Origin of the sequence: Ectopseudomonas khazarica (assembly GCF_017915135.1) — a bacterium.
In the GTDB taxonomy this organism is placed as follows: Bacteria; Pseudomonadota; Gammaproteobacteria; order Pseudomonadales; family Pseudomonadaceae; genus Aquipseudomonas; species Aquipseudomonas khazarica.
In genome coordinates this window covers 1,377,469-1,402,843 of the sequence record NZ_CP068551.1, presented here as the reverse complement: position 1 = coordinate 1,402,843, position 25,375 = coordinate 1,377,469, and the positions used below count along the sequence as shown (strand labels likewise).

Genomic DNA, 25,375 nt, shown 5'->3' with positions numbered 1-25,375 from the left:
CGGCTATGCTGAGCCAGGTTTCATCGATTGGAGTTCATCATGCACGCCCCCTTGCGCCTGCTCACCCTGTCCGCCCTGGCACTGCTCACGGCCTGCGCCCATCAGTCCGGCACGCTGGAGCTGAAGAAGGATCGGCAGTGCCCACTGACGCTGACCAAGGGCCAGTTGCTGATTCTCAGCCTGCCCAGCAACCCCACCACCGGCTTCCGCTGGATGCTGCGCGACACGGCGACGAACGTGCTGCAAAGCCTTGGCCCGGAGGTTTACACCAACCCGGAGGATGCCGGTCTGGTGGGCGCAGGCGGTATCTCCACCTGGCGCTTCAGCGCCCGTGAGCCGGGCGAGGGACGCCTGCTGCTGACCTACCAGCAGCCCTGGGAGCCGAGCGTACCGCCCGCGGATACCTTCGACTGCGAACTGCGGGTGAAGTGAGACAGACGACTGCTCAGGCTGGATCGCGCCTTGTCGATCCGGCCTGGCGGTGGATGTGAAAAGCGACATCCACCCCACGCCATCTGTGAGAGGGCTTCAGCCGCGACGACTCGTAGGGCGGGTGCAACCCGCCACCTATTCATGGCGGGTTTCAGCCGCCCTACCGGCTGAACATGGGCAGGGCATGATGCCCTCGCGCCCTCGTTTCGCGGCTGCAGCCGCTCCTACAGTTTGAGGCTCGCACGACGTTAGCCGAGCACAGGCGCGGCATCAGCTCTTGAGGCGGTAACCGCTCTTGAAGATCCAGCCCACCAGGGCGATGCACAGCAGCAGGAAGCCCAGCACCATCGCCAGGCTGACGCCGACGTTGACGTCGGACACCCCGTAGAAGCTCCAGCGGAACGCACTGATCAGGTACACCACCGGATTGAACAGGGTCACCGTCTGCCAGGTCGGCGGCAACATGCTGATGGAGTAGAAGGCGCCGCCCAGGAAGGTCAGCGGCGTGACGATCAGCGCCGGCACGATCTGCAGCTTCTCCCAGCCATCGGCCCAGACGCCGATGATGAAGCCGAACAGGCTGAAGGTCAGCGCCGTGAGCAGCAGAAACGCCACCATCCACAGCGGGTGCTGGATCTCGAAGTCGACGAACAGCCGTGCGGTGATCAGGATCACCACGCCGAGGATCACCGACTTGGTCGCCGCCGCACCGACGTAGCCGATGAGAATCTCCAGGTAGGAGACGGGCGCCGAGAGAATCTCGTAGATGCTCCCCGAGTACTTGGGCATGTAGATGCCGAACGAGGCGTTGGAGATGCTCTCGGTCAGCAGCGCCAGCATGATCAGCCCGGGAATGATGAAGGCGCCGTAGCTCACGCCCTGCACCTGGGTCATGCTCGAGCCGATGGCCGAGCCGAACACCACGAAGTACAGCGACGTGCTGATCACCGGGGTGGCGATGCTCTGCAGCAGGGTGCGCCAGGTGCGCGCCAGCTCGAACAGGTAGATGGCCTTGATGGCATACAGGTTCATGCGCGCGCCTCCTTGATCAGACCGACGAAGATCTCCTCCAGCGAGCTCTGGCTCGACTGCAGGTCCTTGAAATCGATGCCGTGCTGCGCCAGATCACGCAGCAGTTCGGCGATGCCGGTGTTTTCGTGCTGGGCATCGAAGGTGTACACCAGCGCATGGCCCTGGTCCGCCAGTTCCAGGCCGTAGCGCGCCAGCTCCGCCGGCACGCAGGACAGCGGCTGCTGCAGTTGCAGGGTCAGCTGCTTCTTGCCCAGCTTGTGCATCAGCACCTGCTTGTCCTCCACCAGCACGATCCTTCCGGCACTGATCACCCCGATGCGATCGGCCATTTCCTCGGCCTCCTCGATGTAGTGGGTGGTCAGGATGATGGTCACGCCGCGCTCGCGCAGGCGCCGCACCATGTTCCACATATCGCGACGCAACTCGACGTCGACACCGGCGGTGGGCTCGTCGAGAAAGAGGATCTGCGGCTCATGGGAGAGCGCCTTGGCGATCATCACCCGGCGCTTCATGCCGCCAGACAGCTCCATGATCTTGGCGTTGCGCTTGTCCCACAGCGAGAGGTCCTTGAGCAGCTGCTCCAGGTAAGCCGGATCGGGCTTCTTGCCGAACAGGCCACGGCTGAACTTGACCGTGGCCCACACGGTTTCGAACACGTCGCTGACCAGTTCCTGCGGCACCAGGCCGATCTGCGAGCGGGCCGCACGGTAGTCGCGGACGATGTCCTTGCCGCCGACCAGCACCCTGCCCTCGCCGGGGTTGACGATGCCGCAGATGATGCTGATCAGGGTGGTCTTGCCGGCACCGTTGGGGCCGAGCAAGGCGAAGATCTCGCCCTGGCGAATGTCCAGGTCGATGCCCTGCAGGGCCGGGTGGCCCGATGCATAGGTCTTGTTCAATTGTTCGATGGTAATGACCGACTGCACGGTGACTGATCCCTTGCCTGCGGAAAACACCGCAGTCTACAGGGCTTGTGCGGCCCGATCATCGCGCGGCATGAAAAACGGCGCACTTGTGGTGCGCCGGGATGCAGCAGGAGAGGAAAGAAACGATCGCCGCGCTTGTGGCGCGGCAACGATAGGCCAGGCAGCGATTGCCAACCCGGCGTATTCAGAACCGCAGGGCGGGTGAAACCCGCCGCCCTGGTCGGCGGGTTGCACCCGCTCTACAACGGAGTCAGCAGCGTGCCGGTGTCGATATAAGCACGCAGGTTGTCCAGCACCAGGTCGGCCATCTGCTGGCGTGTCTCGACACTGGCACTGCCGACGTGCGGCAGCAGTACCACGTTGTCCAGCTCGCGCAGTGCCGCCGGCACCTGGGGTTCCTGCTCGTAGACGTCCAGACCGGCCCCGGCGATCACATTGTTCTGCAAGGCGTCGATCAGCGCCGGTTCGTCCACCACCGAACCACGCGCCACGTTGATCAGGAAACCCTCGCTGCCCAGCGCCGCGAGCACCGCCGCGTCGATCAGGTGATGGGTCGCCTTGCCACCGGGGCAGGTCAGTACCAGGAAGTCCGCCCAGCGCGCCAGCGCCAGCAGATCCGGCTCGTGCTGGTAGCTGCTGCCCGCGACCGGGCGCCGGTTGTGGTAGCGCACCGACATGGAGAAGCCCGACGCCCGCAAGGCCACCGCCTCGCCGATGCGCCCCATGCCGACGATGCCCAGACGCTTGCCACTGACCCGCCGCCCCAGCGGGAACGCCGCACCGTTCCAGGCACCGCTGCGGGTAAAACGGTCGGACTCGCTCAGGCGCCGGGCGCTGTCGAGCATCAGGCCGAAGGCCAGGTCGGCGACACAGTCGTTGAGCACATCCGGGGTGGTGCTGATGGCGATGCCGCGATCACGCAGCAGCTCCAGCGGATAGGGGTCGTAGCCAACGCCGAAGCTGCTGATCACCTCGAGATTGGGCAGCAGCGCCAGCTGCTCGGCGCTGCAGCCGAAGCGCGCCGACGACACCAGGTAGCGAAACCGCTCGCCCTGCTCACGCAGGAAGGCCAGCGGATCGGCCTGCTGCCACAGCGCGCTGACCTCGTACCGCTCGGCCAGCTCACGATTGAAACGCTCGCTCAGCGGCGCGACTTGCAACACTCGGACCTTGCTCATGATGCCTCCTCTCTCGTCGGTCTGTGGACGCCGTCAGCGGCGTGGATATCGGTCGGGTTCACAACAGCTTGCCCGGGTTCATCAGCCCGGCGGGATCGAGTGCCTGCTTGATGCTGCGCATCAGCTCCAGTTCGAGCGGCGCCTTGTAGTGCTGCGCCGCCGCACGCTTGGATTGCCCCAGGCCATGCTCGGCACTGATGCTGCCGTCATCCTCCAGGGTCGAGTCATAGATCACCCGCATGATCGCCTCGGCCTGGGCCTTGAAGGGCACATCGTCACTACCGGGCGGCTTGCTGATGTTGTAATGCAGGTTGCCGTCGCCAACGTGACCGTAGGCCACGACGCGCACGCCGGGAAAGGCCTGCTGCAGCGCCCGGTCGGTACGCGCGATGAAGTCGGGGATGCGGCTGACCGGCACGCTGATGTCGTGCTTGAGGCTCGGCCCCTCGTGGTTCTGCGCCTCGGAAATGCCTTCGCGCAGCGCCCACAGGGCCTCGACCTGGGCCTGGCTGCCGGCGACCACGGCGTCGAGCACCAGCGCCTGTTCGAAGGCTTCGCCCAGGCCCTGCTCCAGCAGGTCGTTCAACGCGGCATCGGGCTGGGTGTCGCTCAGTTCGATCAGGACGTACCAGGGATGCCCTTCGGCGAAGGGATCGCTGGCGCCCGCGACATGGCGCAGGACGAACTCCAGGCTTTGCCGCGACATCAGCTCGAAGCCGGTCAGGCGGTCGCCGCACAGCCCGCGCATCTGCCCGAGCAACGCCACGGCTGCCTGCGGACTGGGCAGTGCGACCCAGGCGGTGGTCAGGCTGCGCAGCGCCGGGAACAGCTTGAGCACGGCAGCCGTGATGATGCCGAGCGTGCCTTCGCTGCCGATGAACAGCTGCTTGAGGTCGTAGCCGGTATTGTCCTTGCGCAGGCCGCGCAGACCATCCCAGATGCGTCCGTCAGGCAGCACCACCTCCAGGCCGAGCGCCAGGTCGCGCATGTTGCCGTAGCGCAGCACGGCCGTGCCGCCGGCGTTGGTCGCCAGGTTGCCGCCGACCGTGCAGCTGCCTTCGGCGCCCAGCGACAGCGGGAACAGACGACCGACCTCGGCTGCCGCGTCCTGCAGCTGTTGCAGGATCACGCCGGCCTCGACGGTGATGGTGGCGTTGGCCACATCCACCTCGCGGATGCGCTTCAGACGGGTCAGCGACAGCACCATCTGCGCCCCCGACGCATCCGGAATCGAGCCGCCACACAGGCCGGTATTGCCGCCCTGCGGCACCAGCGCGACGCCGGCCTGCGCGCACAGGCGAACCGCCGCCGCGACCTCCTCGGTCGTGCCCGGGCGCAACACCGCCGCAGCCTGGCCACGGTAGGCGTTGCGCCAGTCGCTGAGGTAGCTCTGCATGCGCTCGGCATCGGTGATCAGGCCGGCCTCGCCCAGTGCGTCGTACAGGGCCGGGAGCAGGTCTTCGGGAAGTCGTGTCATCTCAGGTCACCGGCGCCGGGTTGAAGAGCACCAGGTCATTGTGCAGGCGCAGGCGCTCGGCACAGGCCTGCTTGCGGCCACTGGCAATGTCCAGGTAGAGCTGGAAGATGTACCAGCCCATCTGTTCCAGGGTCATGCGTCCGGAGAGGATCTGCCCGGCGTCGACGTCGATCAGGTCGGGCCAGCGCTCGGCCAGCTGGGTGCGCGTGGCCACCTTGATCACCGGCACCATGGACAGCCCGTAGGGCGTGCCGCGCCCGGTGGTGAAGATATGCAGGTTCATCCCCGCCGCCAGCTGCAGCGTACCGCAGATGAAGTCGCTGGCCGGCGTGGCGCAGAACCACAGGCCTTTGCCGCGAATGCGCTCGCCCGGCGCGACCACCCCGGCAATCGGGCTGTTGCCGGACTTGGCGATCGAGCCCATGGCCTTCTCGACGATGTTGTTCAGCCCGCCCTTCTTGTTGCCCGGTGTGGTGTTGGCGCTGCGGTCGGCCATGCCGCGCTGCAGGTAGCGGTCGTACCAGTCCATCTCGCGGATCAGCGCATCGGCCACCTCGACGCTGGCGGCACGCGGAGTGAGCAGATGGATACCGTCACGCACCTCGGTGTTCTCGCTGAACATCACCGTGGCACCGGCGCGCACCAGCAGGTCGGCGGCCACGCCCAGCGCCGGGTTGGCGGTGATGCCGGAGAAGGCGTCGCTGCCGCCGCACTGCATGCCCACCACCAGCTCGCTCGCGGGCACCGTTTCGCGGCGGCGCAGGTCGAGGACCTGCAGGCGCGCCTCGATCATGTCCATGATCTGCTCGACCATGCCGGCGAAGCCGCTGCCGGAGTCCTGCAGGCGGAACAGCCAGTCCTCCTCGTCCATGCCGTTGGTCAGCAGGTCGCCATCCATCAGCTGGCTGGCCTGCAGCTTCTCGCAGCCGAGGCTGATCACCAGCGCCTGGCCAGCGAAGTTGGGATTGCGGCTGATGTTGTACAGGGTGCGGATCGGCACCACGGCATCCGGCGCATTGATCGCCACCCCGCAGCCATAGCTGTGCGACAGCGCCACCACGTCATCGACGTTGGGGTACCTGGGCAGGAGTTCCCGGCGCACCCGCTCGACCACGTGATCGAGCACGCCGACCACGCACTGCACGGTGGTGGTCACACCGAGGATGTTACGGGTGCCGACACTGCCGTCCGGGTTACGGAAGCCCTCGAAGGTGTAGCCTTCCAGCGGCTCGCCGGGTGCGGCCTTGATGGTCGCCTTGGGCAGGTTGTCGAGCAGCGGCGGCTCGGGCATGCGCAGCACCTGCTCGGTGACCCAGCTGCCAGCGGCGATGGGCTCGAGGGCATAGCCGATGACCTCGCCGTAGCGCACCACCTCGGCGCCTTCGGCGATGTCCTGCAGCGCCACCTTGTGGCTCTGCGGAATGCCGCAGGTGGCCGTCAGGCCATCGTCGAAGCGGCCGCCGGCGGCCACACCCTGGTCGTTGACCACCACGCCGACGTTGTCGCTCGGGTGCAGGCGGATGTAACGGGGCGAATCCTGATGGGGAATCAACTGCATGGATGGGTTCTCCTGTTTTGCGCTCAGGCCGCCGCGCTGCGGCCATCGGCCGGCAGCTCGAGCCTGTGAATACGACCGACGATAAGGGTAAAGCCGACAACCGCGAGCAGGGCATTGGCGCCGACGTACAGCAGCGCGCCGTCGAACGAGCCGGTGAGGCTGACCAGGTAGCCGATGATGATCGGCGTGGTGATCGCCGCCAGGTTGCCGAAGGTGTTGAACAGCCCGCCGCACAGGCCGAGGATCTGCCGGGGCGCGGTGTCGGCGACCAGCGTCCAGCCCAGCGAGCCCAGGCCCTTGCCGAAGAAGGCCAGGGTCATCAGCGCCACCACCGCAGCGTCGCTCTCGGCGAAGATGCACAGCACCAGGCTGCACGACAGGAGCAGGCCGAACACGCTGGGCAGCTTGCGCGCCAGGGTCAGCGAATGGCCACGGCGCAGCAGGCCGTCGGACAGCAGCCCGCCGAGCACGCCGCCGATGCAGCCACTGATGGCCGGCACCGCGGCGGCGAAACCGGCACCGACGATGCTCATGCCGCGAGCCTGGATCAGGTACACCGGAAACCAGGTGAGGAAGAAATAGGTGATGGCGTTGTTGCAGTACTGCCCCAGGTAGATGCCGAGCAGGGTGCGCTGGGTCAGCAACAGGCGCAGGTGACGCCACTGCGGGCCGCCGGCACCACTGCGCTGATCGAGGTCGACCAGCGCCCCGCCCTGCTCCAGCAGCTGCAGCTCCGCCGCGCCCAGCAGCGGATGCTCGCGCGGGACGTAGAGGTTCTTCAGCCACAGCAGCGACAGCGCCAGGCCCAGGCAGCCGAGAATGATGAAGACGAATTGCCAGCCGAGGGCCTGCACCACCCAGCCCATCAGCGGCGCGAACAGGGCCGTGGCGGCGTACTGCGCCGAACCGGCGATGGCCGTGGCGGTGGCGCGCTCGGCCGAAGGGAACCAGGACGCCGTGACCCGGGCGTTGCCCGGAAAGCACGGCGCGCCGGCGAACCCAACCAGCAGGCGCAGGAGGAACAGACTGCTGACGGCCCAGGTGGTCGGCAACCAGCCGACGAAACCCTGCAGCAGGGTCAGCAGCGACCAGGCGAACAGTGCCAGGGTGTAGACCGGCTTGGTGCCGAAACGGTCGAACAGCCAGCCACCGGGAATCTGCCCGATCACATAGGCCCAGCCGAACGCCGAGAAGATATAGCCGAGGGCTACCGCATCGATACCCAGGCCGGCCTGCAGGGCAGTACCGGCAATGGACAGGCTGGAGCGGTCGGCAAAGGTGACCGTGGTCACCAGGAACAGCATCAGCAGGATGCGGTAACGCACCCGGCCGGATTGGGCGGCTTGCATCTGGACGACTCGCGGCAGGCTGGCAAAGCCCGGCCTCGGGGCCGGGCCTGCCGATTCAACGCACCAGGCAGGGCTTCTTGTTGTTGAAGCTCCAGCCCGGAATCAGGTACTGCATGGCGCTGGCGTCGTCGCGCGAGCCCAGGCCCCTGGCCTGGTACAGCTCGTGCGCCTGCGCCAGCGCATCCCAGTCCAGCTCCACGCCCAGGCCTGGGGCCTTCGGCACCTGTACCAGGCCACCTTCGATGCGCAGCGGGTTGCGCGTCAGGTGCTGGCCGTCCTGCCAGATCCAGTGGGTGTCGATGGCCGTGACGCGTCCTGGCGCCGCAGCGGCGACGTGGGTGAACATGGCCAGGGAGATGTCGAAGTGATTGTTGGAGTGCGAGCCCCAGGTCAGTCCCCAGTCGTTGCACATCTGCGCCACGCGCACGGAACCGGCCATGGTCCAGAAATGCGGGTCGGCCAGGGGGATGTCCACCGATTGCAGGGAGATGGTGTGGCCCATCTGCCGCCAGTCGGTGGCGATCATGTTGGTCGCGGTCGGCAGGCCGGTGGCGCGACGGAACTCGGCCATCACCTCCCGTCCGCTGTAGCCGTTCTCGGCGCCACAGGGGTCCTCGGCATAGGCCAGCACACCATGCAGGTCACGACACAGGGCAATGGCCTCGTCCAGCGACCAGCCGCCGTTGGGGTCGAGGGTCACACGCGCCTCCGGGAAGCGCGCCGCCAGGGCGCGAATCGCCTCGACCTCGGCCTCGCCATGGAGCACGCCGCCCTTGAGCTTGAAATCGTTGAAGCCATAGCGGGCGTGCGCGGCCTCGGCCTGACGGACGATGGTCTCCGGGGTCAGCGCGGTCTGGTTGCGCACACGGAACCATTCGTCATCGGCCTCGGCCTCGTCGCGGTAGCCGAGATCGGTCTTGCCCTTGTCACCGACGAAGAACAGGTAGCCGAGCATCTCCACCGCATCGCGCTGCTGGCCCTCGCCGAGCAGCGCCGCCACCGGCACGCCGAGGTGCTGGCCGAGCAGGTCGAGCAACGCCGACTCCAGCGCGGTGACCGCATGGATGGTGATGCGCAGGTCGAAGGTCTGCAGGCCACGGCCACCGCTGTCGCGGTCGGCGAAGGCACGGCGCACCTGGTTGAGCAATGCGTTGTAGTTGCCGACCGGCTGGCCGACGAGCAGCGCGCGGGCGTCTTCGAGGGTCTTGCGAATGCCCTCGCCGCCGGGGACTTCGCCGACACCGACGTGACCGGCACTGTCCTTGAGAATGAGGATGTTGCGGGTGAAATACGGACCATGGGCACCGCTCAGGTTGAGCAGCATGCTGTCCTGACCGGCGACCGGTACGACTTGCAGCTCGGTGATCAGCGGGGTGCCGATGGCGGCAGGCGTCTGTGAATTCATCAAGGTTACCCTGTTGTTCTTATGGGGTTCGACGAACAGCGGGCCGTTGCCCCGTCGAGGGGACAACGGCATGCGGGGGCCCTAGGGCACTCGTGGCGCTTACTGCGCGCCTTGCGCTTCGATCAGCTTGGCCAGCGCCTCGTATTCTTCCGGCAGCAGGTCGGTCAGCGGCGCACGCACCGGGCCGGCATCGTAGCCGACGATCTTGGCACCGGCCTTGACGATGCTCACGGCGTAACCGGCACGGCGGTTGCGGATATCCAGGTACGGCAGGAAGAAGTCATCGATCAGCTTGCCGACAGTGGCGTGGTCATCGGCGGCAATCGCCTTGTAGAAGGCCATCGCGGTTTTCGGGATGAAGTTGAACACCGCCGAGGAATAGACCGGCACACCCAGGGCCTTGTAGGCAGCGGCATAGACTTCGGCTGTCGGCAGGCCGCCGAGGTAGGTCAGGCGCTCGCCCAGGCGGCGACGGATCGACACCATCAGCTCGATGTCACCCAGACCATCCTTGTAGCCGATCAGGTTCGGGCAGCGCTCGGCGACCTGCTCCAGCAGGCTGGCATTGAGGCGGCAGACGTTACGGTTGTAGACCACCACGCCGATGTTCACCGACTTGCACACCTGCTCGACATGAGCGGCGACGCCCTCCTGCGAGGCTTCGGTCAGGTAGTGCGGCAACAGCAGCAGCCCCTTGGCGCCCAGGCGCTCGGCTTCCTGAGCCATCTGGATGGCCACGCGGGTCGGGCCACCGACACCCGCGAGGATCGGCACGCTCTTCTCGCAGGTATCCACGGCCGTCTTGATCACAGCGCTGTACTCGCTCGGCGCCAGGGAAAAGAACTCGCCGGTGCCACCGGCAGCGAACAGGGCGGATGCACCATAGGGTGCCAGCCACTCCAGGCGGCGCACGTAGCCCGCCTGATGGAAATCACCGGCAGCATCGAAGTCGGTCACGGGGAAAGACAGCAGACCGGAGGAGAGGATGGACTTAAGTTCTTGTGGATTCATTATGCGAACACCCTGTAAAGCGAGTTGTGAGGAATGACGTCAGCCGCAGCTGTAGAGATACGTTATCGTACAACAACAAAAAAAACACCAGTTTTTATACCCTCCGTTCGTCGCACATCCCGGCGCCATTTCCCTCATCCCCGGAAAAACCTGCCCTAGACGGCAAAGCCAGACGTAAACAGGTCCCGACCAAGAGGTCAAGGCAGATGGCAACGCAATCATCGAGACGCATGAGGAGCGTTGACAGGCCAGGAACAGGCTGGTACTAATTTCACCAAGTCATACGACAACCTATGACATTCCAATAAAAACAAGCGAGGCCCGGGTCATGTCATCGACCGTCACTGCCGCTCACCTCCCCTGCGCCAGCGTCTGCGTTGCAGCCAGCGATTGCCCGCAGCGTACGTCCCAAGCCGGCTTCGCGGCCATCTTCGCCCCTGCTCTCACGCCTTGCAGCCCTGCGCCCCTGCCGGCCGCGCTGCTCGACTGAACCGCCCCCTTGCCATAGCGGCCGAGGGCCGCGCCCAGTTCGGAGCCCCTGCCAAGATGTACGAAGCCTCCTCCACCAGCACGCCACATGTCATCGAGATGCAGGTCATTCCTGTTGCCGGCCATGACAGCATGCTGCTCAACCTGTGCGGCGCTCACGCCCCCTATTTCACGCGCAACCTGGTGCTGCTCAGGGACAACGCAGGCCGTGTCGGTTGTGGTGAAGTCCCTGGCGGCGAAGGTATCCGCCAGGCGCTGGAGCGCTGCCGCGAGCTGGTGATCGGCCAGCCGGTCGGGCGCTACAACCGCGTGCTCAATCGCCTGCGCCAGGCGATCGCCGGGCCGGGCAAAGGGCCGCAGACCACCCAGCACCAGGTCACCTCGGAATCCGAAGCACGGGTGCTGAAGCAGCCCCACGAAATCAACCTGCGCCTGGACAACGTGATCACCGCCGTCGAGGCGGCCCTGCTCGACCTGCTCGGCCAGCATCTCGACGTCCCCGTCGCCGAGCTGCTCGGCAGCGGTCAGCAGCGCGACCGCGTGCCGATGCTGGCGTACCTCTTCTACATAGGCGAGCGCCAGCGTACCGACCTGCCCTACCTCAGCGGCCAGGGTTCGAGCGATGACTGGTACCACCTGCGCCACCAGGCCGCGCTGACACCCGAGGCGATCGCCCGCCTGGCCGAAGCCGCGCATGCCCGCTATGGCTTCAACGACTTCAAGCTCAAGGGCGGCGTGATGCACGGCGCCGAAGAGATGGACGCCATCCGCGCGATCAAGGCGCGCTTCCCGGATGCGCGCGTGACCCTCGACCCCAATGGCGCCTGGTCGCTGGAGCAAGCCATCGCCCTGTGCCAGGGCCAGGGTCATGTGCTGGCCTATGCCGAAGACCCCTGCGGGCCGGAGAACGGTTACTCGGGCCGCGAAGTGATGGCCGAGTTCAAGCGCGCCACCGGCATTCCCACCGCCACCAACATGGTCGCCACCGACTGGCGCCAGATGGGCCACTCGCTGCGCCTCGAAGCCGTCGACATCCCGCTGGCCGACCCGCACTTCTGGACCATGCAGGGCGCCGTGCGCCTCGGCCAGGTGTGCGAGGAATTCGGCCTGACCTGGGGCTCGCACTCCAACAACCATTTCGACATTTCCCTGGCCATGTTCACCCATGCGGCAGCCGCCGTACCGGGCCGCGTCACCGCCATCGACACGCACTGGATCTGGCAGGAAGGCAGCGAGCGCCTGACCCGTGAACCCTTGCAGATCGTCGCGGGTCAGGTGGAGGTCCCCGACAAGCCCGGCCTCGGCATCGAGCCGGACATGGAGCGGATCATGGCCGCCCACGAGCTTTACAAGAAAGTGGCCAATGGCGCGCGTGACGACGCCATGGCCATGCAGTACCTGGTTCCGGGTTGGCAATACGACCCGAAACGTCCCAGCCTCGGCCGCAACTGACTCAAGCGGCTTTCATCCACACCGGAGTATTCCAATGAAAAAAACATTCCGCGCCTCCCTCCTTTCTGCCCTGGTCGGCATCGGTGCCCTGGTCACCCACGCCGCGACGTTCGCCGATGAGGTCAACTGGCCGACTCGTCCGATCCAGGTGGTGGTCATCGCCAACCCCGGCGGCGACACCGACTTCAATGCCCGCACCATGGCCAAGTACTTCAACCAGATCACCGGCAAGACCATGGTCGTGACCAACGTCGCCGGTGGTGGTGGCACCCTGGCCGCCGAACAGGTCAAGGGCGCCGCAGCGGATGGCAACACCATTCTCTTCACCCACCCGGGCCAGCTGATCGTCAACGAAGTGGCCGGGCTCACCGAAGACAGCTACGAGACCTTCGACATCGCCTGCATCGCCGGCGTCGACAAGAGCACTGTGTTCGTCGCCTCCAAGCAGTCCGGCGTGACCAGCATGCAGGACCTGGTCGACAAGTCGAAAGCCAACCCCGGCAGCATCACCTACGGCACCGAGATGGGCAGCTTCTCGCACATCCAGGGCCTGATGCTGGAGAAACTGACTGGCGCCAAGCTGAAGATGGTCGACGGCGGCACCGTGTCCGACCGCGTGGTCGGTATGCTCGGCGGCCGCCTGGACATGGGCGCGATCACCTACGGTTCGGTGCAGGACTACGTCAAAGGTGGCCAGATGGTCGCCCTGGGCCAGCCCAACGCCGAGCGCAACGCCATGCTGGGCGAGGTGCCGACCCTCAAGGAGCAGGGCCTCGACATCACCATGGACAAGCCCTACGTGGTCGCCTTCCCGAAAGGCACCGACCCGGCCATCGTCAAGAAGATGTCCGACCTGATGAAACAGATCACCGAAGTGCCCGCGTACGCCGAGGACCTGAAGAAGTTCAAACAGCCGGTATCCTACTTCGCCACCGAGGATGCGAAAGCGATCCTGGCCAAGACCCGCGAAGACTTCATGCAGTTCAAGGATGACCTGCGCAAGGCCAAGTAAGCCCTAACGCAACACCGGCCCGTGTCGATCCGGCCGGTGTTGCACCTCAGAACATCGAGGTACGCGATGAACACCCTGAACAAGAAAGAACTGCTCATTGGCGTCGCCATGCTCGGCGCCAGCCTGGCCTATCTGGTGATGGCCAAACAGCTGCCAGGCCATGAAGGTGTGGACGCCGCCACCGTTCCCACCCTCCTGGCCGGATTCCTGTCGCTGCTGGGCGTCATGCAACTGATCAGTGCCTTTTCCAGCAAACCCCGTGTGGCAGGCGAAACGCCAAGCCAGCCTGCGGGCAAGAACGAAGAGCCGGCACCCGGCATCATCGAACCCAAGACCGTCATCAAGACCCTGCTGCTGATCCTGGGCTACATCGCCCTGCTCGGCCCCGTGGGCTTTCCGCTGATGACCGTGGTCTACCTCTACCTGCAGTTCATCGTGCTGACTCCGGTGAACCAGAAGATTCGCCACCTGAGCTACCTGCTGATTGCCGTGATCAGCTCCGCCGCCATTTTCCTGCTGTTCCGCGAGGCCTTCGACCTGATGCTGCCCGCTGGCCTGCTGAACAACTTCCTCTGAGGATCGACCATGCTCGAATTACTCCAGCAAGGCTTCGGTGCCGTCTTCTCCATCCATATCCTGATGCTGATGGCCGTTGGCGTGGCCATGGGCATCGTCTTCGGTGCCGTACCGGGGCTGTCCGCCACCATGGCGGTGGCGCTGTGCCTGCCGCTGACCTTCACCATGGGACCGCAGGCGGGCCTTTCGCTGCTGGTGGCGCTGTTCATCGGGGCGACGTCGGGCGGCCTGATCTCGGCGATCCTGCTGAAGATTCCCGGAACGCCCTCCTCCATCGCCACGGTGTTCGACGGCGGCCCGCTGATGGAGAAAGGCGAAGGGGTCAAGGCTCTCGGTGTCGGCATCGTCTTCTCCTTTCTCGGCACCATCTTCAGCATCGTCGCGCTGATGTTCATCGCGCCGCAGCTGGCCAAGGTGGCGCTGAGTTTCGGCCCGCACGAATACTTCGCCATCGCCGTGTTCTCGCTGACCCTGATCGCCACCCTGTCGGCCGGTTCCATGGTCAAGGGCCTGTTCGCCGGCGCCCTGGGGATCGCCGTCTCCACGGTCGGCATTGCCCCCGTGGAGGCCATCCGCCGCTTCACCTTCGGCATCAATGAACTCAACGGTGGCTTTTCCATGCTCACCGTGATGATCGGCATGTTCGCCGTGGCCGAGATCATCAAGCTTGCCGAGAGCGGTCGCCATGCGGTGCAGGGCAAGGCCAGGTCGGTGAGCATGAAGAACATCAAGGGCTTCGGTTTCTCGCTCAAGGAGTTCCGCGAGCAACTGCCCAACGCCGCCCGCTCCGGAGCGATCGGCCTGGGCATCGGCATCCTCCCCGGCATCGGCGCCGGCACCTCCAACCTGGTGTCCTACATCATCGCCAAGAAGCGCGCCAAGGATGGTGATACCTACGGCAAGGGCAACATCGGCGGCGTGGTGGCCAGCGAAACGGCCAACAATGCCGGGGTCGGTGGCGCCATGATGCCACTGATGACCCTGGGCATCCCCGGCGACACCGTGACCGCGATCATGCTCGGCGGCTTCCTGATCCACGGCATCCAGCCCGGTCCGCTGCTGTTCATCAGCCAGGGGCCGCTGGTGTACACCATCTTCGCCGCGCTGATCGTCGCCACCTGCATGATGCTGTTCATGGAGTTCTACGGCCTGCGCCTGTTCATCAAGCTGCTCGACGTGCCCAAGCACATCCTCCTGCCGATCATCCTGGTGCTCTGCGTGGTCGGTGCCTTCGGCCTGTCCAGCCGCCTGTTCGACGTCTGGTCGATCCTGCTGTTCGGCCTGCTCGGCTACGGCTTCGTCAAGGCCGGCATGCCGGCGGCGCCGTTCATCATCGGCTTCATCCTCGGGCCGATGGCGGAGACCAACCTGCGCCGGGGCCTGATGCTGTCGGACGGCAACTTCGCCGACTTCTTCACCAACCCCATCGCCGGCACCTTCCTCGGCCTGGCCCTGGCATTCGTGCTCTGGCAGGTGTTCAGCGCGCTGCGCCCGAAGCCCAGCGCGATCAACGAGATCCTCCGCACCTGACGCCTGCGAGGGGCACAGAAGGGGTCGCCGACGCGGGTTGGCGACCCCTTCTGTCGTTCAGCGGCGCTGCCCGAAAGCCTGTTGCGCCAGCGTCCAGCCGGCGACCCGCTCACTGAGCGTCAGCCCCAGCCCCGGGCGCATCGGCACCTGCATGCAGCCATCGGCGATCTGCAGACGCTCCTCGAACAGCGGCTCCAGCCATTCGAAGTGCTCGACCCAGGTGGCGTGCTCGTAGGCGGCCGCCAGGTGGATGTGGATCTCCATGACGAAATGCGGCGCCATGACCATGCCGCGCCGGCGCGCCGCCTCGGCCACCTGCAGGAATGGCGTGATCCCACCGACACGCGGGGCGTCGTGCATGATCACGTCCACCGCGCCCTGCTCGACGTAGGCACAGGCCTCGGCCGCGCTGCTGAGCATCTCGCCGCTGCCAACCGGCGTGACCAGCTGCGCCGCCAGCGCGGCATGCCCCGCCAGATCGTGGGCGTCCAGCGGCTCCTCGATCCACACCAGGTTCAGCTCCTCCAGCGCCTTGCCCATGCGCAGCGCCGTGGTGCGGTCCCACTGCTGGTTGACGTCGACCATCAGCGCGACGTCATCGCCCAGCGCCTGGCGCAAGGCCTGCACGCGGCGCAGGTCTGCGGCCTGGTCCGGCTGGCCGACCTTGAGCTTGACCCCACCGATGCCGCGCGCCAGCGACTGGCCGGCACGCTCGATGACTTCCTCGATGGGGGCCTGCAGGTAGCCTCCGGAGGTGTTGTAGCAAGGCACCGCCTCTCGCTGGGCGCCGAGCAGCTTGGCCAGCGGCAGCCCCGCACGGCGCGCCTTGAGATCCCACAACGCGCTGTCGAACGCCGCGATGGTCTGCACCGCCAGGCCGCTGCGACCGATGGAGGCACTGGCCCAGCTCAGCTTGCTCCACAGCCGGGCGATATCGTTGGGGTCCTCGCCGATCAGCAGCGGCGCCAGTTCCAGCGCCTGTGCGTACTGCGCCGGGCCGCCGGTACGCAGGGTGTAGGTGAACCCCAGGCCCTGCTGGCCCTGTTCCGTCTGCAGCTCGACGAACAGCAGGCTGACAGCCGCCAGCGGCAACTGGCGCCCGGTGGACACCTTGGCATCGCTCACGGCCCGCGCCAGTGGCAGTTCGACGGAACGCAGACCGACCCAGCACACGGGGTCGGGGGTGTAACGCTCGATACTCATCCTCTTCTCCTCGATCAGGGCCGGCAAGGTAGCGCCGGCCCGTCGATGATGGACGCGAGAATTGATACAGGTCTAATCTACTTACCCACTCCATTGATACCCGAATTAGATCAATGTTCGACCTGTCCCAGCTGCGCTGCTTCACCACCCTGGCGGCGGAACTGAACTTCCGCCGCGCCGCCGAACGCCTGCACATGACCCAGCCACCGCTGAGCCGGCAGATCCAGCTGCTCGAGCATCAGCTCGGCGTCAGCCTGTTCACCCGCAGCACCCGCTCGGTGGCGCTGACGGCGGCTGGCCGGGCCTTCTTCGTCGAAGCCCAGGCCCTGCTCGACCAGGCCCACCGTGCGGCACAGAGCACCCGCCTGGCGGCCATCGGCGAAAGCGGTTCGCTGAACATCAGCTTCGTCGCCAGTGCGGTCTACGACCTGCTGCCGCACGCCGTGAGTTGCGCCAGGCGCGAGCGCCCCGGCGTGGAAATCGCCTTGCTGGAGATGAGCACCTTCGAGCAGGTGCAGGCCCTGCGCGCCCGCCGCGTCGACCTGGCCATCGTGCGGGCGCCCCTGCAACAGCCCGGCCTGAACAGCGAATGCCTGCTGCGCGAACCCTTCGTCCTGGCCGTGCCGGCCGAGCATCCCCTGGCCCACGCACGGCAACCGAAGGTGCAGATGCTGCATGAGCAGCCGTTCATTCTTTATGCCCATACCGCATGGCAGCCGTTCAACGAACTGCATACCGGCCTGTTCCGGGCCAGCGGTATCCAGCCGCAGTTCGTCCAGTCGCTGGGCTCGACCCTGGCCATCCTGTCGCTGGTCAACGCTGGCATGGGGCTGGCACTGGTGCCGCGCAGCGCCAGCGCCATTCGCTTCGCACAGGTGCGTTTTCGCGACCTGGCGCTGCCCGCCGGAATCTGCGGCGAACTGCACCTGGCCTGGCGCGACGACAATGACAACCCCGCGCTGCCCGCCGTGCTCGAGGCCGTGCGCCAGGCAGCGCGCGACCTCCATCCGCAAACCTGAGCCTCAGGCGCGCTGGCCGACCTCGGCCTGCTGCACCGTCCAGCCCGCGACCTGCTCGCTGAGGCTCAGCCCCAGCCCCGGACGGCTCGGCACCCGCATGCGCCCGTCCTGGATCTCCAGGCGCTCGTTGAACAGCGGCTCCAGCCACTCGAAGTGCTCGACCCAGGGCTCGCGGACATGGGTGGCCGCCAGGTGCACGTGCAGTTCCATGGCGAAGTGCGGCGCCAGGCTCATGCCGGCCTGCTCGGCCAGCGTCTGTATGCGCAGGTAGGGGGTGATGCCGCCGACGCGCGGCGCATCGGGCATGAGGAAGTCGGCACCACGCTGGCGGATGAACTCCCAGTGCTCGGCCGGGCTGGTGAGCATCTCGCCGGTGGCGATCGGCGTATCGAACTGACGCACCAGCTCGGCATGACCTTCGGCGTCGTAGCAATCCAGCGGCTCCTCGATCCAGATCAGGTCGAAGGGTTCGAGGCGGCGGCACATGCGACGGGCCAGCGGCCGGTCCCACTGCTGGTTGGCATCGACCATCAGCGGGAAGCTCTCGCCCAGGTGCTCGCGCACCGTGCTGACGCGGTGGATGTCCAGCACCCAGTCGGGCTGGCCGACCTTGAGCTTGATGCCGCCGATGCCCTTCTCGCGGGAGAGCTCGGTGTTCTTCAGCAACTGCTCGAGCGGCGTATGCAGGAAACCGCCGGAGGTGTTGTAGCAGCGCACCGAGTCACGCTGCGCGCCCAGCAGACGCGCCAGCGACAGGCCGGCGCGACGCGCCTTGAGGTCCCACAGGGCGACGTCGAAGGCGCCGATGGCCTGCGTCGCCAGCCCGCTGCGGCCGACCGAGGCGCCGGCCCAGCAGAGCTTGTCCCAGAGCCTGGCGATATCACTGGGGTTCTCGCCGATCAGGTTCGGCGCCACTTCCAGGGCGTGGGCGAACTGGCCGGGACCACCGGCGCGCTTGGAGTAGCTGAAACCCAGGCCGCGATGACCGTCGCGGGTTTCGATCTCGGCGATCAGGATGGCGATCTCGGTCATCGGCTTCTGCCGTCCGGTGAGCACCTTGGCATCGCTGATCGGGTTGGCCAGCGGCAGCGCCACGGAGCGCAGGTTCAGCCAGGTGATACGGTCGTCGTCGGCATGTGGAATGGAGCGTTCGGTCATTGCGTGTTCCTCGTGCTGGACCCCGGCGCCCCGGATGGGCCGCCAGAAAATGGGCAACCCGAGCCAGATTATAATGATTGCGCAATCATTCAAGCGCCCGTCAGAGCAGCTCCTGACGGCCTGCTCTGACCCGGGTCGACGCAACAATCCGATGAAAGCAAAGTGCCATCTCAAAATGACCTGTCTATACTCCAGCCATCGGCCTCCCTCAGGCCGGTACGACGCCAGGAGAGAGGGATATCCATAAGACTGACATCTGCGACCGTCAGGCTGGCAAACCCCAACGCTAGACCTCCGAGGCATGCCACCATGTTTCTGCAAAAATCTCTGCGCGCGCAGATTCTCGCCCTGCTCGGCGGCAGCCTGGCGCTGATCCTCATCACTGCCCTGGCCTGTTTCAGCTTTCTCTCCAACGGCATTCATTCCTACCGTGGCCTGCTCGATGGCCCGGTGGAGTCCTCGCGCCTGATCGACTCCGCCAACGTCGAGTTCAAGATCCAGGTGCAGGAATGGAAGAACGTGCTCCTGCGTGGTCAGGACAGCGCCAACCTGCAACGCTACTGGAGCCAGTTCGAAGAACAGGAGCGCAAGGTGCAGGACATCCTCGGCAAACTGGTTCAGGTAGCCGCTGCCGACCCGGCCCTGCAGCAGCAGGTCGAACGCCTGCGCAGCGAGCACCAGGCACTCGGCGCCAACTACCGCAAGGGCCGTGACGCCTTCGTCGCTGCCGGTGCCGATGCCAAGGCCGGCGACGCGGCGGTCAAGGGCATCGACCGCGATGCCAGCGACCAGATGACCGCGCTGGTCGAGCAACTGCGGCAGAACAGCCTGAGCCAGGCCGAACAGATCAACAGCAGCGCCACTCGCACCATTCTCAGCGGCACCATCGTGATGCTCGGCGCCGCCCTGGTCATCGCGGTGTTCAGCCTGTGGCTGGTCAACCGCAACCTGATCATCCCCATTCGCCATCTGATCGGTCACGTCGACCAGCTCAGCCACGGCCAGTTCGGACAACGTGTGGAGAGCACCCGCCAGGATGAACTGGGGCTGCTCGCACGTGCCGCCAACAAGTTGCGTGATTTCCTCGCCAGCACCACCGAGCGCCTGCACCACAGCACGCAGAACCTCGACAACGCCAGCAGCGAGTTGAACGCCATCGCCTCGCGCATGACCGAAGGCGTCAGCGAGCAGTTCGAGCGTACCGATCAGGTCGCCACGGCCATGCACGAGATGTCCGCTACCGCGCAGGAGGTGGCCCGCCACGCTGCCGACGCCGCCCATGCGGCCAACGATGCCGACGACTCCGCACGCCAGGGCGGCGCGGTGATGCAATCGACCATCGCCACCATCACCGACATCCGTGGCGAAATCGCCAGTACCGCCGAGGTGATCCGCCGCCTGGAGAACGACAGCGGCCGTATCGGCAAGGTGCTCGAAGTGATCCGCGGGATTGCCGAACAGACCAACCTGCTGGCCCTCAACGCTGCCATCGAGGCCGCCCGTGCCGGCGAGCAGGGTCGCGGCTTCGCGGTGGTCGCCGACGAGGTGCGTCACCTGGCCCAGCGCACGGCCGAGTCCACGGCGGAGATCAACCAGATCATCGACACCGTGCAGACCGGGGCGCTGAATGCGGTGCGCGCCATCGAGAGCGGCCAGCAGCGCAGCGAACAGGGGGTGACCCAGGTCACCGAGGCCGGCGCCATGCTGCAGCGCATCACCGACGCGGTGGAGGCGATCCGTGACATGAACCATCAGATCGCCACCGCCGCCGAGGAGCAGACCTCGGTGGCCGAGGACATCTCGCGCAACCTCACCGAGCTGACCGCCATCGCCAGCGCCAACCAGGACAACGTCGAGCGCACGCAGATGGCCAGTCACAACCTGCGCGAAATGTCCGGGGAACTGGGCGACGTCACCCGCCGCCTGGGCTCCTGAGCCCTTCCCGCATGCCGGCGCAGGGATGCGCCGGCCAACTGTTCGAGCAAACTTGACGAGACGCTTTGACAGCGGCGGTATCTGGCACTAAGGTCCCCTTCTTGCCTATTCCCAGGCCTCCCCCTGCTCGCCAAGGAAACGGAATATGTTGCTCCGTCGCATGCTCATCATGCTCGGCGTCGTACTGCTCGTGGTACTCGCCCTCGCCGCCTACAAAGGCTTCTCCATCTACCAGCAGATCCAGATGTTCTCGGCCCCGCAGCCGGCCATCAGCGTGTCCGCAGCGCATGCCGAAGAGCAGCCGTGGCAAGGCCGCCTGCCCGCCATCGGCACCCTCAAGGCATTCCAGGGCGTCGACCTTGCCGCAGAAGTGGAAGGCATCGTGCGCGACGTGATGTTCGAGTCCGGGCAGAAAGTGACCCAGGGCCAGCCGCTGATCCAGCTCGACAGCGAAGTGGAGCGCGCCAGCCTGGCCACAGCCGAGGCCGAACGCAGCCTGGCGCAGGTCGAGTTCGAGCGCGGACGCAGCCTGGTCAGCCGGCAGAACATCTCCAAGAGCGAGTTCGACCGCCTGTCCTCGACCTTGCAGAAGGCCAGCGCCAGCGTCGCCCAGTTCAAGGCGCAGCTGGAGAAGAAGCGCATCAGTGCGCCATTCGCCGGCACCATCGGCATCCGTCAGGTCGACACCGGCGACTACCTCTCGCCAGGCGCCACCATCGCCACCCTGCAGGACCTGTCACGCCTGCATGTCGACTTCTTCCTCCCGGAGCAGCGTGCGCCGCAGCTGCAGGTCGGTCAGCCGGTCAAGCTGAGCGTCGCCGCCTATCCGGGGCAGTCCTTCGACGGTCGCATCAGCGCGATCAACCCCAAGGTGGAGAACGAGACGCGCAACCTGCAGGTGCGTGCCACGCTGAACAACCCGGACGAGAAACTGCTGCCGGGCATGTTCGCCAACCTGGAAGTGCTGCTGCCGGATGACCAGCCGCGCGTCGTGGTCCCGGAAACCGCCATCACCTACACCCTGTACGGCAACTCGGTGTACGTCATCGCCGAGAAGAAGGGCGAGGACGGCGAACCGGTCAAGGATGCCGACGGCACCACGCAACTGGCCGTCGAGCGCCGCTTCGTCGAGACCGGCGAGCGCCGTGACGGTCGCGTGGTGGTCAGCAAGGGCCTGCAGGCCGGCGAGCAGGTGGTCACCTCCGGCCAGCTCAAGCTGGACAACGGTGCCCACGTGGCCATCGTCGACGACCAGGCGCAGCAGCTCGGGACAGACGAACCGGCTGACGCCACCGCGCAGTGACTTCGTCTCCGTTGTAATGCTGTTCGATTGAGCGTGCGTCGCGCCGGGCCCCTCCGCGGAGGGACCCGGTGAGGGGAACCGGGGAGCGCCACGATGCTCCCGCACCCCGGCCCCGCCCCCACGAACGGGGAGCGGCGCAGAACGTGCGCAACTGTTGATAGACAGGCCGCCGCAGGGCGGCCAAGGAAACCCTTATGGCTTTTACCGATCCCTTCATCCGCCGCCCGGTGCTGGCCACCGTGGTCAGCCTGCTGATCGTCCTGCTCGGTTTCCAGGCGTTCAGCAAGCTGGTCATCCGCCAGTACCCGCAGATGGAGAATGCCCTGATCACGGTGACCACCTCCTACCCCGGAGCCAACGCCGAGACCATCCAGGGCTACATCACCCAGCCCCTGCAGCAGAGCCTGGCCAGCGCCGAAGGCATCGACTACATGACCTCGTCGAGCCAGCAGAACCTGTCCACGATCTCCATCTACGCGCGTATCGGCGCCAACAGCGACCGCCTGTTCACCGAACTGCTGGCCAAGGCCAACGAGGTGAAGAACCAGCTGCCGCAGGATGCCGAGGACCCGGTGCTGTCGAAAGAGGCCGCCGACGCCTCGGCGCTGATGTACGTCAGCTTCTACAGCGACGAGCTGTCCAACCCGCAGATCACCGACTACCTGTCGCGCGTGATCCAGCCCAAGCTGGCCACCCTGCCCGGCATGGCCGAGGCGCAGATCCTCGGCAACCAGGTATTCGCCATGCGCCTGTGGCTGGACCCGGTGAAGATGGCTGCCTATGGCGTTACCGCCGGCGACCTCAACAGCGCGGTGCGCAAGTACAACTTCCTCTCCGCCGCCGGCGAGGTGAAGGGCCAGTACGTGGTCACCAGCATCAACGCCAGCACCGATCTGAAGTCGGTCGACGCCTTCGGTGCCATCCCGGTGAAGACGGTCGGCGACACCCGCGTGCTGGTGCGTGACATCGCCCGCGTTGAGATGGGCGCGGCCAACTACGACTCGATCAGCTCCTTCGATGGCATCCCCTCGGTGTACATCGCCATCAAGGGCACCCCCAGCGCCAACCCGCTGGACGTGATCAAGGAAGTGCGCAAGGCCCTGCCCGAGCTGGAAGCGCAGCTACCGCCGAACCTCAAGGTGGCCATCGCCTACGACGCCACCCAGTTCATCCAGGCCTCCATCGACGAAGTGGTGAAGACCCTGGCCGAGGCCGTGCTGATCGTCATCGTCGTGGTGTTCCTGTTCCTCGGCGCCTTCCGCTCGGTCCTGATCCCGGTGGTGACCATTCCGCTGTCGATGATCGGCGTGCTGTTCTTCATGCAGCTGATGGGCTACTCGATCAACCTGCTGACTCTGCTGGCCATGGTGCTGGCCATCGGCCTGGTGGTGGACGACGCCATCGTCGTGGTGGAGAACATCCACCGCCACATCGAGGAAGGCAAGACCCCCTTCGATGCCGCCATCGAGGGCGCCCGCGAGATCGCCGTGCCGGTGATCTCGATGACCATCACCCTGGCCGCCGTGTATGCGCCGATCGGCTTCCTCGAAGGCCTGACGGGGGCACTGTTCAAGGAATTCGCCCTGACCCTGGCCGGTGCGGTGATCATCTCCGGCATCGTCGCCCTGACCCTGTCGCCGATGATGTGCGCCAAGCTGCTGCGCCACGAGGAAAACCCCTCAGGCCTGGCCCATCGCCTGGACATGATCTTCGACAAGCTCAAGCAGCGTTACCAGAAGATGCTGCACGGCACCCTCAACACCCGTCCGGTGGTGGTGGTGTTCGGCCTGATCGTCATGGCGCTGATCCCGGTACTGCTCAGCTTCACCCAGAGCGAACTGGCGCCCGAGGAAGATCAGGGCATCGTGTTCCTCTTCGCCAACGCACCGCAGCCGACCAACCTCGACTACGTCAACGCCTACACCAACCAGTTCGTGGAGATCTTCAAGACCTTCCCCGAGTACTACTCGTCGTTCCAGATCAACGGCTTCGACGGTGTGCAGTCGGGCATCGGCGGCTTCCTGCTGACGCCCTGGGACGAGCGCGACCGCACGCAGATGGAGATTCTTCCCGAGGTGCAGGCCAAGCTTAACCATATCCCCGGCCTGCAGATCTTCGGCTTCAACCTGCCGTCGCTGCCGGGTACCGGTGAAGGCCTGCCGTTCCAGTTCGTGATCAACACGCCGAACGACTACGAGTCGCTGCTGCAAGTGGCCGAGCGGGTCAAGGCGCGCGCACAGGAGTCGGGCAAGTTCGCCTTCCTCAACATCGACCTGGCCTTCGACAAGCCGGAGATCGTGGTCGACATCGACCGCGAGAAGGCCGCGCAGATGGGCGTGTCCATGGAGGACCTCGGCAGCACCCTGGCCAGCCTGCTCGGCGAAGGCGAGATCAACCGCTTCACCATCGACGGCCGCAGCTACAAGGTGATCGCCCAGGTCGAGCGCGCCTACCGCGAGAATCCGGGCTGGCTGGACAACTACTACGTGCGCAGCGAGAGCGGCAGCATGGTCCCGCTGGGTACGCTGATCACCCTCAGCGATCGCGCCCGACCGACCAAGCTCAAGCAGTTCCAGCAGCTCAACTCGGCAATCATCGAGGGCGTGGCCATCGTCAGCCAGGGCGAGGCCATCGACACCATCACCGCCATCGCCCGGGAAGAAGCGCCACGCGGCTACAGCTTCGACTACGCCGGTGCCTCGCGTCAGTACATCCAGGAAGGCAGCGCGCTGTTCGTCACCTTCGCCCTGGCGCTGGCGATCATCTTCCTGGTGCTGGCGGCGCAGTTCGAAAGCTTCCGTGACCCTCTGGTGATCCTGGTGACCGTGCCGCTGTCGATCTGCGGCGCGCTGATCCCGATCTTCCTCGGTTTCTCGACGATGAACATCTACACCCAGGTGGGCCTGGTGACGCTGATCGGCCTGATCAGCAAGCACGGCATCCTCATCGTCGAGTTCGCCAACCAGCTGCGCCACGAGAAGGGCCTGCCCCTGCGCGAGGCCATCGAGGAGGCCGCGGCGATCCGCCTGCGCCCGGTCCTGATGACCACTGCCGCGATGGTCTTCGGCATGCTGCCGCTGATCTTCGCCACCGGTGCCGGTGCGGTGAGCCGCTTCGACATCGGCCTGGTGATCGCCACCGGCATGAGCGTCGGCACCCTGTTCACCCTGTTCGTCCTGCCCTGCGTCTACAGCCTGCTGGCCAAGCCGGACGCGCAGCCACAGGCGCAGGCCGAGGCCTCGCCCGCTCACTGATCGCCCCGTGGAGGGCTCCGGCTGCGCCTGTCGCGGCCGGAGCCTTCCCAGCGGCGCCCCTGCCAGCCAGCTGCTG

At 66.0% G+C, this 25,375-nt stretch carries 19 protein-coding genes; 9 read left to right on the top strand and 10 right to left on the bottom strand.

From position 1 onward, the window contains the following. Positions 1–39: 39 nt before the first annotated feature. Positions 40–432 carry a protease inhibitor I42 family protein gene (locus tag JLK41_RS06405; protein ID WP_037047429.1) on the top strand — a complete coding sequence of 131 codons (393 nt, stop codon included), beginning with the start codon at positions 40–42 and terminating at the stop codon, positions 430–432. Positions 433–702: 270 nt separating this feature from the next. On the opposite strand, the gene JLK41_RS06400 is transcribed toward JLK41_RS06405, so the two are convergent. From JLK41_RS06400 to kdgD, 8 genes are all read right to left on the bottom strand, one after another. Continuing rightward, the gene (locus JLK41_RS06400) at positions 703–1,464 is read right to left on the bottom strand and encodes an ABC transporter permease (protein ID WP_037047162.1); all 762 of its coding nucleotides are present in this window, start codon (positions 1,462–1,464) and stop codon (positions 703–705) included. After that, a complete protein-coding gene (locus JLK41_RS06395; protein ID WP_047591735.1) occupies positions 1,461–2,390 on the bottom strand; it encodes an ABC transporter ATP-binding protein in 930 nt (309 codons plus the stop codon). Before JLK41_RS06395 ends, JLK41_RS06400 begins: the two co-directional genes overlap by 4 nt. 239 nt (positions 2,391–2,629) lie before the next feature. Further along, a complete protein-coding gene (locus tag JLK41_RS06390) occupies positions 2,630–3,568 on the bottom strand; it encodes a 2-hydroxyacid dehydrogenase (RefSeq protein WP_210390620.1) in 939 nt (312 codons plus the stop codon). Between the two features lie 58 nt (positions 3,569–3,626). Then, positions 3,627–5,045 carry an FAD-binding oxidoreductase gene (locus tag JLK41_RS06385; protein ID WP_210390619.1) on the bottom strand — a complete coding sequence of 473 codons (1,419 nt, stop codon included), beginning with the start codon at positions 5,043–5,045 and terminating at the stop codon, positions 3,627–3,629. Between the two features lies 1 nt (position 5,046). Then, entirely contained in the window at positions 5,047–6,603 is a 1,557-nt protein-coding gene (gene garD / locus JLK41_RS06380; RefSeq protein WP_210390618.1) for a galactarate dehydratase, read from the bottom strand. 23 nt (positions 6,604–6,626) lie between these two features. After that, entirely contained in the window at positions 6,627–7,952 is a 1,326-nt protein-coding gene (locus JLK41_RS06375; RefSeq protein ID WP_210390617.1) for an MFS transporter, read from the bottom strand. Between the two features lie 55 nt (positions 7,953–8,007). Then, on the bottom strand, positions 8,008–9,357 hold the full coding sequence (gene gudD, locus JLK41_RS06370) for a glucarate dehydratase (protein WP_037047144.1): 1,350 nt from the start codon (positions 9,355–9,357) through the stop codon (positions 8,008–8,010). A gap of 99 nt (positions 9,358–9,456) precedes the next feature. Continuing rightward, the gene (gene kdgD / locus JLK41_RS06365; protein WP_037047142.1) at positions 9,457–10,368 is read right to left on the bottom strand and encodes a 5-dehydro-4-deoxyglucarate dehydratase; all 912 of its coding nucleotides are present in this window, start codon (positions 10,366–10,368) and stop codon (positions 9,457–9,459) included. Between the two features lie 546 nt (positions 10,369–10,914). On the opposite strand from kdgD, the gene JLK41_RS06360 reads away from it, so the two are divergent. The 4 genes from JLK41_RS06360 to JLK41_RS06345 all read left to right on the top strand — a co-directional run bounded on the left by JLK41_RS06360 (position 10,915) and on the right by JLK41_RS06345 (position 15,427). Further along, positions 10,915–12,309, top strand: coding sequence for an enolase C-terminal domain-like protein (locus tag JLK41_RS06360; protein WP_047588759.1), 1,395 nt, complete (start codon positions 10,915–10,917; stop codon positions 12,307–12,309). A gap of 34 nt (positions 12,310–12,343) precedes the next feature. Next, positions 12,344–13,321, top strand: coding sequence for a tripartite tricarboxylate transporter substrate binding protein (locus JLK41_RS06355; protein WP_037047135.1), 978 nt, complete (start codon positions 12,344–12,346; stop codon positions 13,319–13,321). Positions 13,322–13,387: 66 nt separating this feature from the next. Beyond that, positions 13,388–13,897: a tripartite tricarboxylate transporter TctB family protein gene (locus JLK41_RS06350; protein ID WP_210390616.1), complete on the top strand. Its 510-nt coding sequence runs from the start codon at positions 13,388–13,390 to the stop codon at positions 13,895–13,897. Between the two features lie 9 nt (positions 13,898–13,906). Then, positions 13,907–15,427, top strand: coding sequence for a tripartite tricarboxylate transporter permease (locus JLK41_RS06345; RefSeq protein ID WP_047588753.1), 1,521 nt, complete (start codon positions 13,907–13,909; stop codon positions 15,425–15,427). A 57-nt stretch (positions 15,428–15,484) separates the two neighbouring features. Here the strand turns inward: JLK41_RS06345 and JLK41_RS06340 are convergent, their stop codons facing one another. Further along, positions 15,485–16,630: an L-talarate/galactarate dehydratase gene (locus JLK41_RS06340; protein WP_210390615.1), complete on the bottom strand. Its 1,146-nt coding sequence runs from the start codon at positions 16,628–16,630 to the stop codon at positions 15,485–15,487. Between the two features lie 113 nt (positions 16,631–16,743). On the opposite strand from JLK41_RS06340, the gene JLK41_RS06335 reads away from it, so the two are divergent. Further along, on the top strand, positions 16,744–17,649 hold the full coding sequence (locus tag JLK41_RS06335) for a LysR family transcriptional regulator (RefSeq protein WP_210390614.1): 906 nt from the start codon (positions 16,744–16,746) through the stop codon (positions 17,647–17,649). A gap of 3 nt (positions 17,650–17,652) precedes the next feature. On the opposite strand, the gene JLK41_RS06330 is transcribed toward JLK41_RS06335, so the two are convergent. Continuing rightward, the gene (locus JLK41_RS06330; protein WP_210390613.1) at positions 17,653–18,807 is read right to left on the bottom strand and encodes an L-talarate/galactarate dehydratase; all 1,155 of its coding nucleotides are present in this window, start codon (positions 18,805–18,807) and stop codon (positions 17,653–17,655) included. 309 nt (positions 18,808–19,116) lie between these two features. Between JLK41_RS06330 and JLK41_RS06325 the strand changes: the two genes are divergently transcribed. From JLK41_RS06325 to JLK41_RS06315, 3 genes are all read left to right on the top strand, one after another. Continuing rightward, positions 19,117–20,742 (top strand): methyl-accepting chemotaxis protein, encoded by a 1,626-nt coding sequence (locus JLK41_RS06325; protein ID WP_210390612.1) that lies wholly within the window; start codon positions 19,117–19,119, stop codon positions 20,740–20,742. 145 nt (positions 20,743–20,887) lie between these two features. Further along, positions 20,888–22,045 (top strand): efflux RND transporter periplasmic adaptor subunit, encoded by a 1,158-nt coding sequence (locus tag JLK41_RS06320; protein WP_047588743.1) that lies wholly within the window; start codon positions 20,888–20,890, stop codon positions 22,043–22,045. Between the two features lie 194 nt (positions 22,046–22,239). Beyond that, positions 22,240–25,299 carry a multidrug efflux RND transporter permease subunit gene (locus JLK41_RS06315; protein WP_037047114.1) on the top strand — a complete coding sequence of 1,020 codons (3,060 nt, stop codon included), beginning with the start codon at positions 22,240–22,242 and terminating at the stop codon, positions 25,297–25,299. Positions 25,300–25,375: the final 76 nt, after the last annotated feature.

What these genes read in the sequence shown, in the direction of transcription:
- JLK41_RS06405 (WP_037047429.1), top strand. Translation starts at nt 40, where the DNA reads ATGCACGCCCCCTTGCGCCTGCTCACCCTGTCCGCCCTGGCACTGCTC.
- JLK41_RS06400 (WP_037047162.1), bottom strand. Translation starts at nt 1,464, where the DNA reads ATGAACCTGTATGCCATCAAGGCCATCTACCTGTTCGAGCTGGCGCGC.
- JLK41_RS06390 (WP_210390620.1), bottom strand. Translation starts at nt 3,568, where the DNA reads ATGAGCAAGGTCCGAGTGTTGCAAGTCGCGCCGCTGAGCGAGCGTTTC.
- JLK41_RS06385 (WP_210390619.1), bottom strand. Translation starts at nt 5,045, where the DNA reads ATGACACGACTTCCCGAAGACCTGCTCCCGGCCCTGTACGACGCACTG.
- garD (WP_210390618.1), bottom strand. Translation starts at nt 6,603, where the DNA reads ATGCAGTTGATTCCCCATCAGGATTCGCCCCGTTACATCCGCCTGCAC.
- JLK41_RS06375 (WP_210390617.1), bottom strand. Translation starts at nt 7,952, where the DNA reads ATGCAAGCCGCCCAATCCGGCCGGGTGCGTTACCGCATCCTGCTGATG.
- gudD (WP_037047144.1), bottom strand. Translation starts at nt 9,357, where the DNA reads ATGAATTCACAGACGCCTGCCGCCATCGGCACCCCGCTGATCACCGAG.
- kdgD (WP_037047142.1), bottom strand. Translation starts at nt 10,368, where the DNA reads ATGAATCCACAAGAACTTAAGTCCATCCTCTCCTCCGGTCTGCTGTCT.
- JLK41_RS06360 (WP_047588759.1), top strand. Translation starts at nt 10,915, where the DNA reads ATGTACGAAGCCTCCTCCACCAGCACGCCACATGTCATCGAGATGCAG.
- JLK41_RS06355 (WP_037047135.1), top strand. Translation starts at nt 12,344, where the DNA reads ATGAAAAAAACATTCCGCGCCTCCCTCCTTTCTGCCCTGGTCGGCATC.
- JLK41_RS06350 (WP_210390616.1), top strand. Translation starts at nt 13,388, where the DNA reads ATGAACACCCTGAACAAGAAAGAACTGCTCATTGGCGTCGCCATGCTC.
- JLK41_RS06345 (WP_047588753.1), top strand. Translation starts at nt 13,907, where the DNA reads ATGCTCGAATTACTCCAGCAAGGCTTCGGTGCCGTCTTCTCCATCCAT.
- JLK41_RS06340 (WP_210390615.1), bottom strand. Translation starts at nt 16,630, where the DNA reads ATGAGTATCGAGCGTTACACCCCCGACCCCGTGTGCTGGGTCGGTCTG.
- JLK41_RS06335 (WP_210390614.1), top strand. Translation starts at nt 16,744, where the DNA reads ATGTTCGACCTGTCCCAGCTGCGCTGCTTCACCACCCTGGCGGCGGAA.
- JLK41_RS06330 (WP_210390613.1), bottom strand. Translation starts at nt 18,807, where the DNA reads ATGACCGAACGCTCCATTCCACATGCCGACGACGACCGTATCACCTGG.
- JLK41_RS06325 (WP_210390612.1), top strand. Translation starts at nt 19,117, where the DNA reads ATGTTTCTGCAAAAATCTCTGCGCGCGCAGATTCTCGCCCTGCTCGGC.
- JLK41_RS06320 (WP_047588743.1), top strand. Translation starts at nt 20,888, where the DNA reads ATGTTGCTCCGTCGCATGCTCATCATGCTCGGCGTCGTACTGCTCGTG.
- JLK41_RS06315 (WP_037047114.1), top strand. Translation starts at nt 22,240, where the DNA reads ATGGCTTTTACCGATCCCTTCATCCGCCGCCCGGTGCTGGCCACCGTG.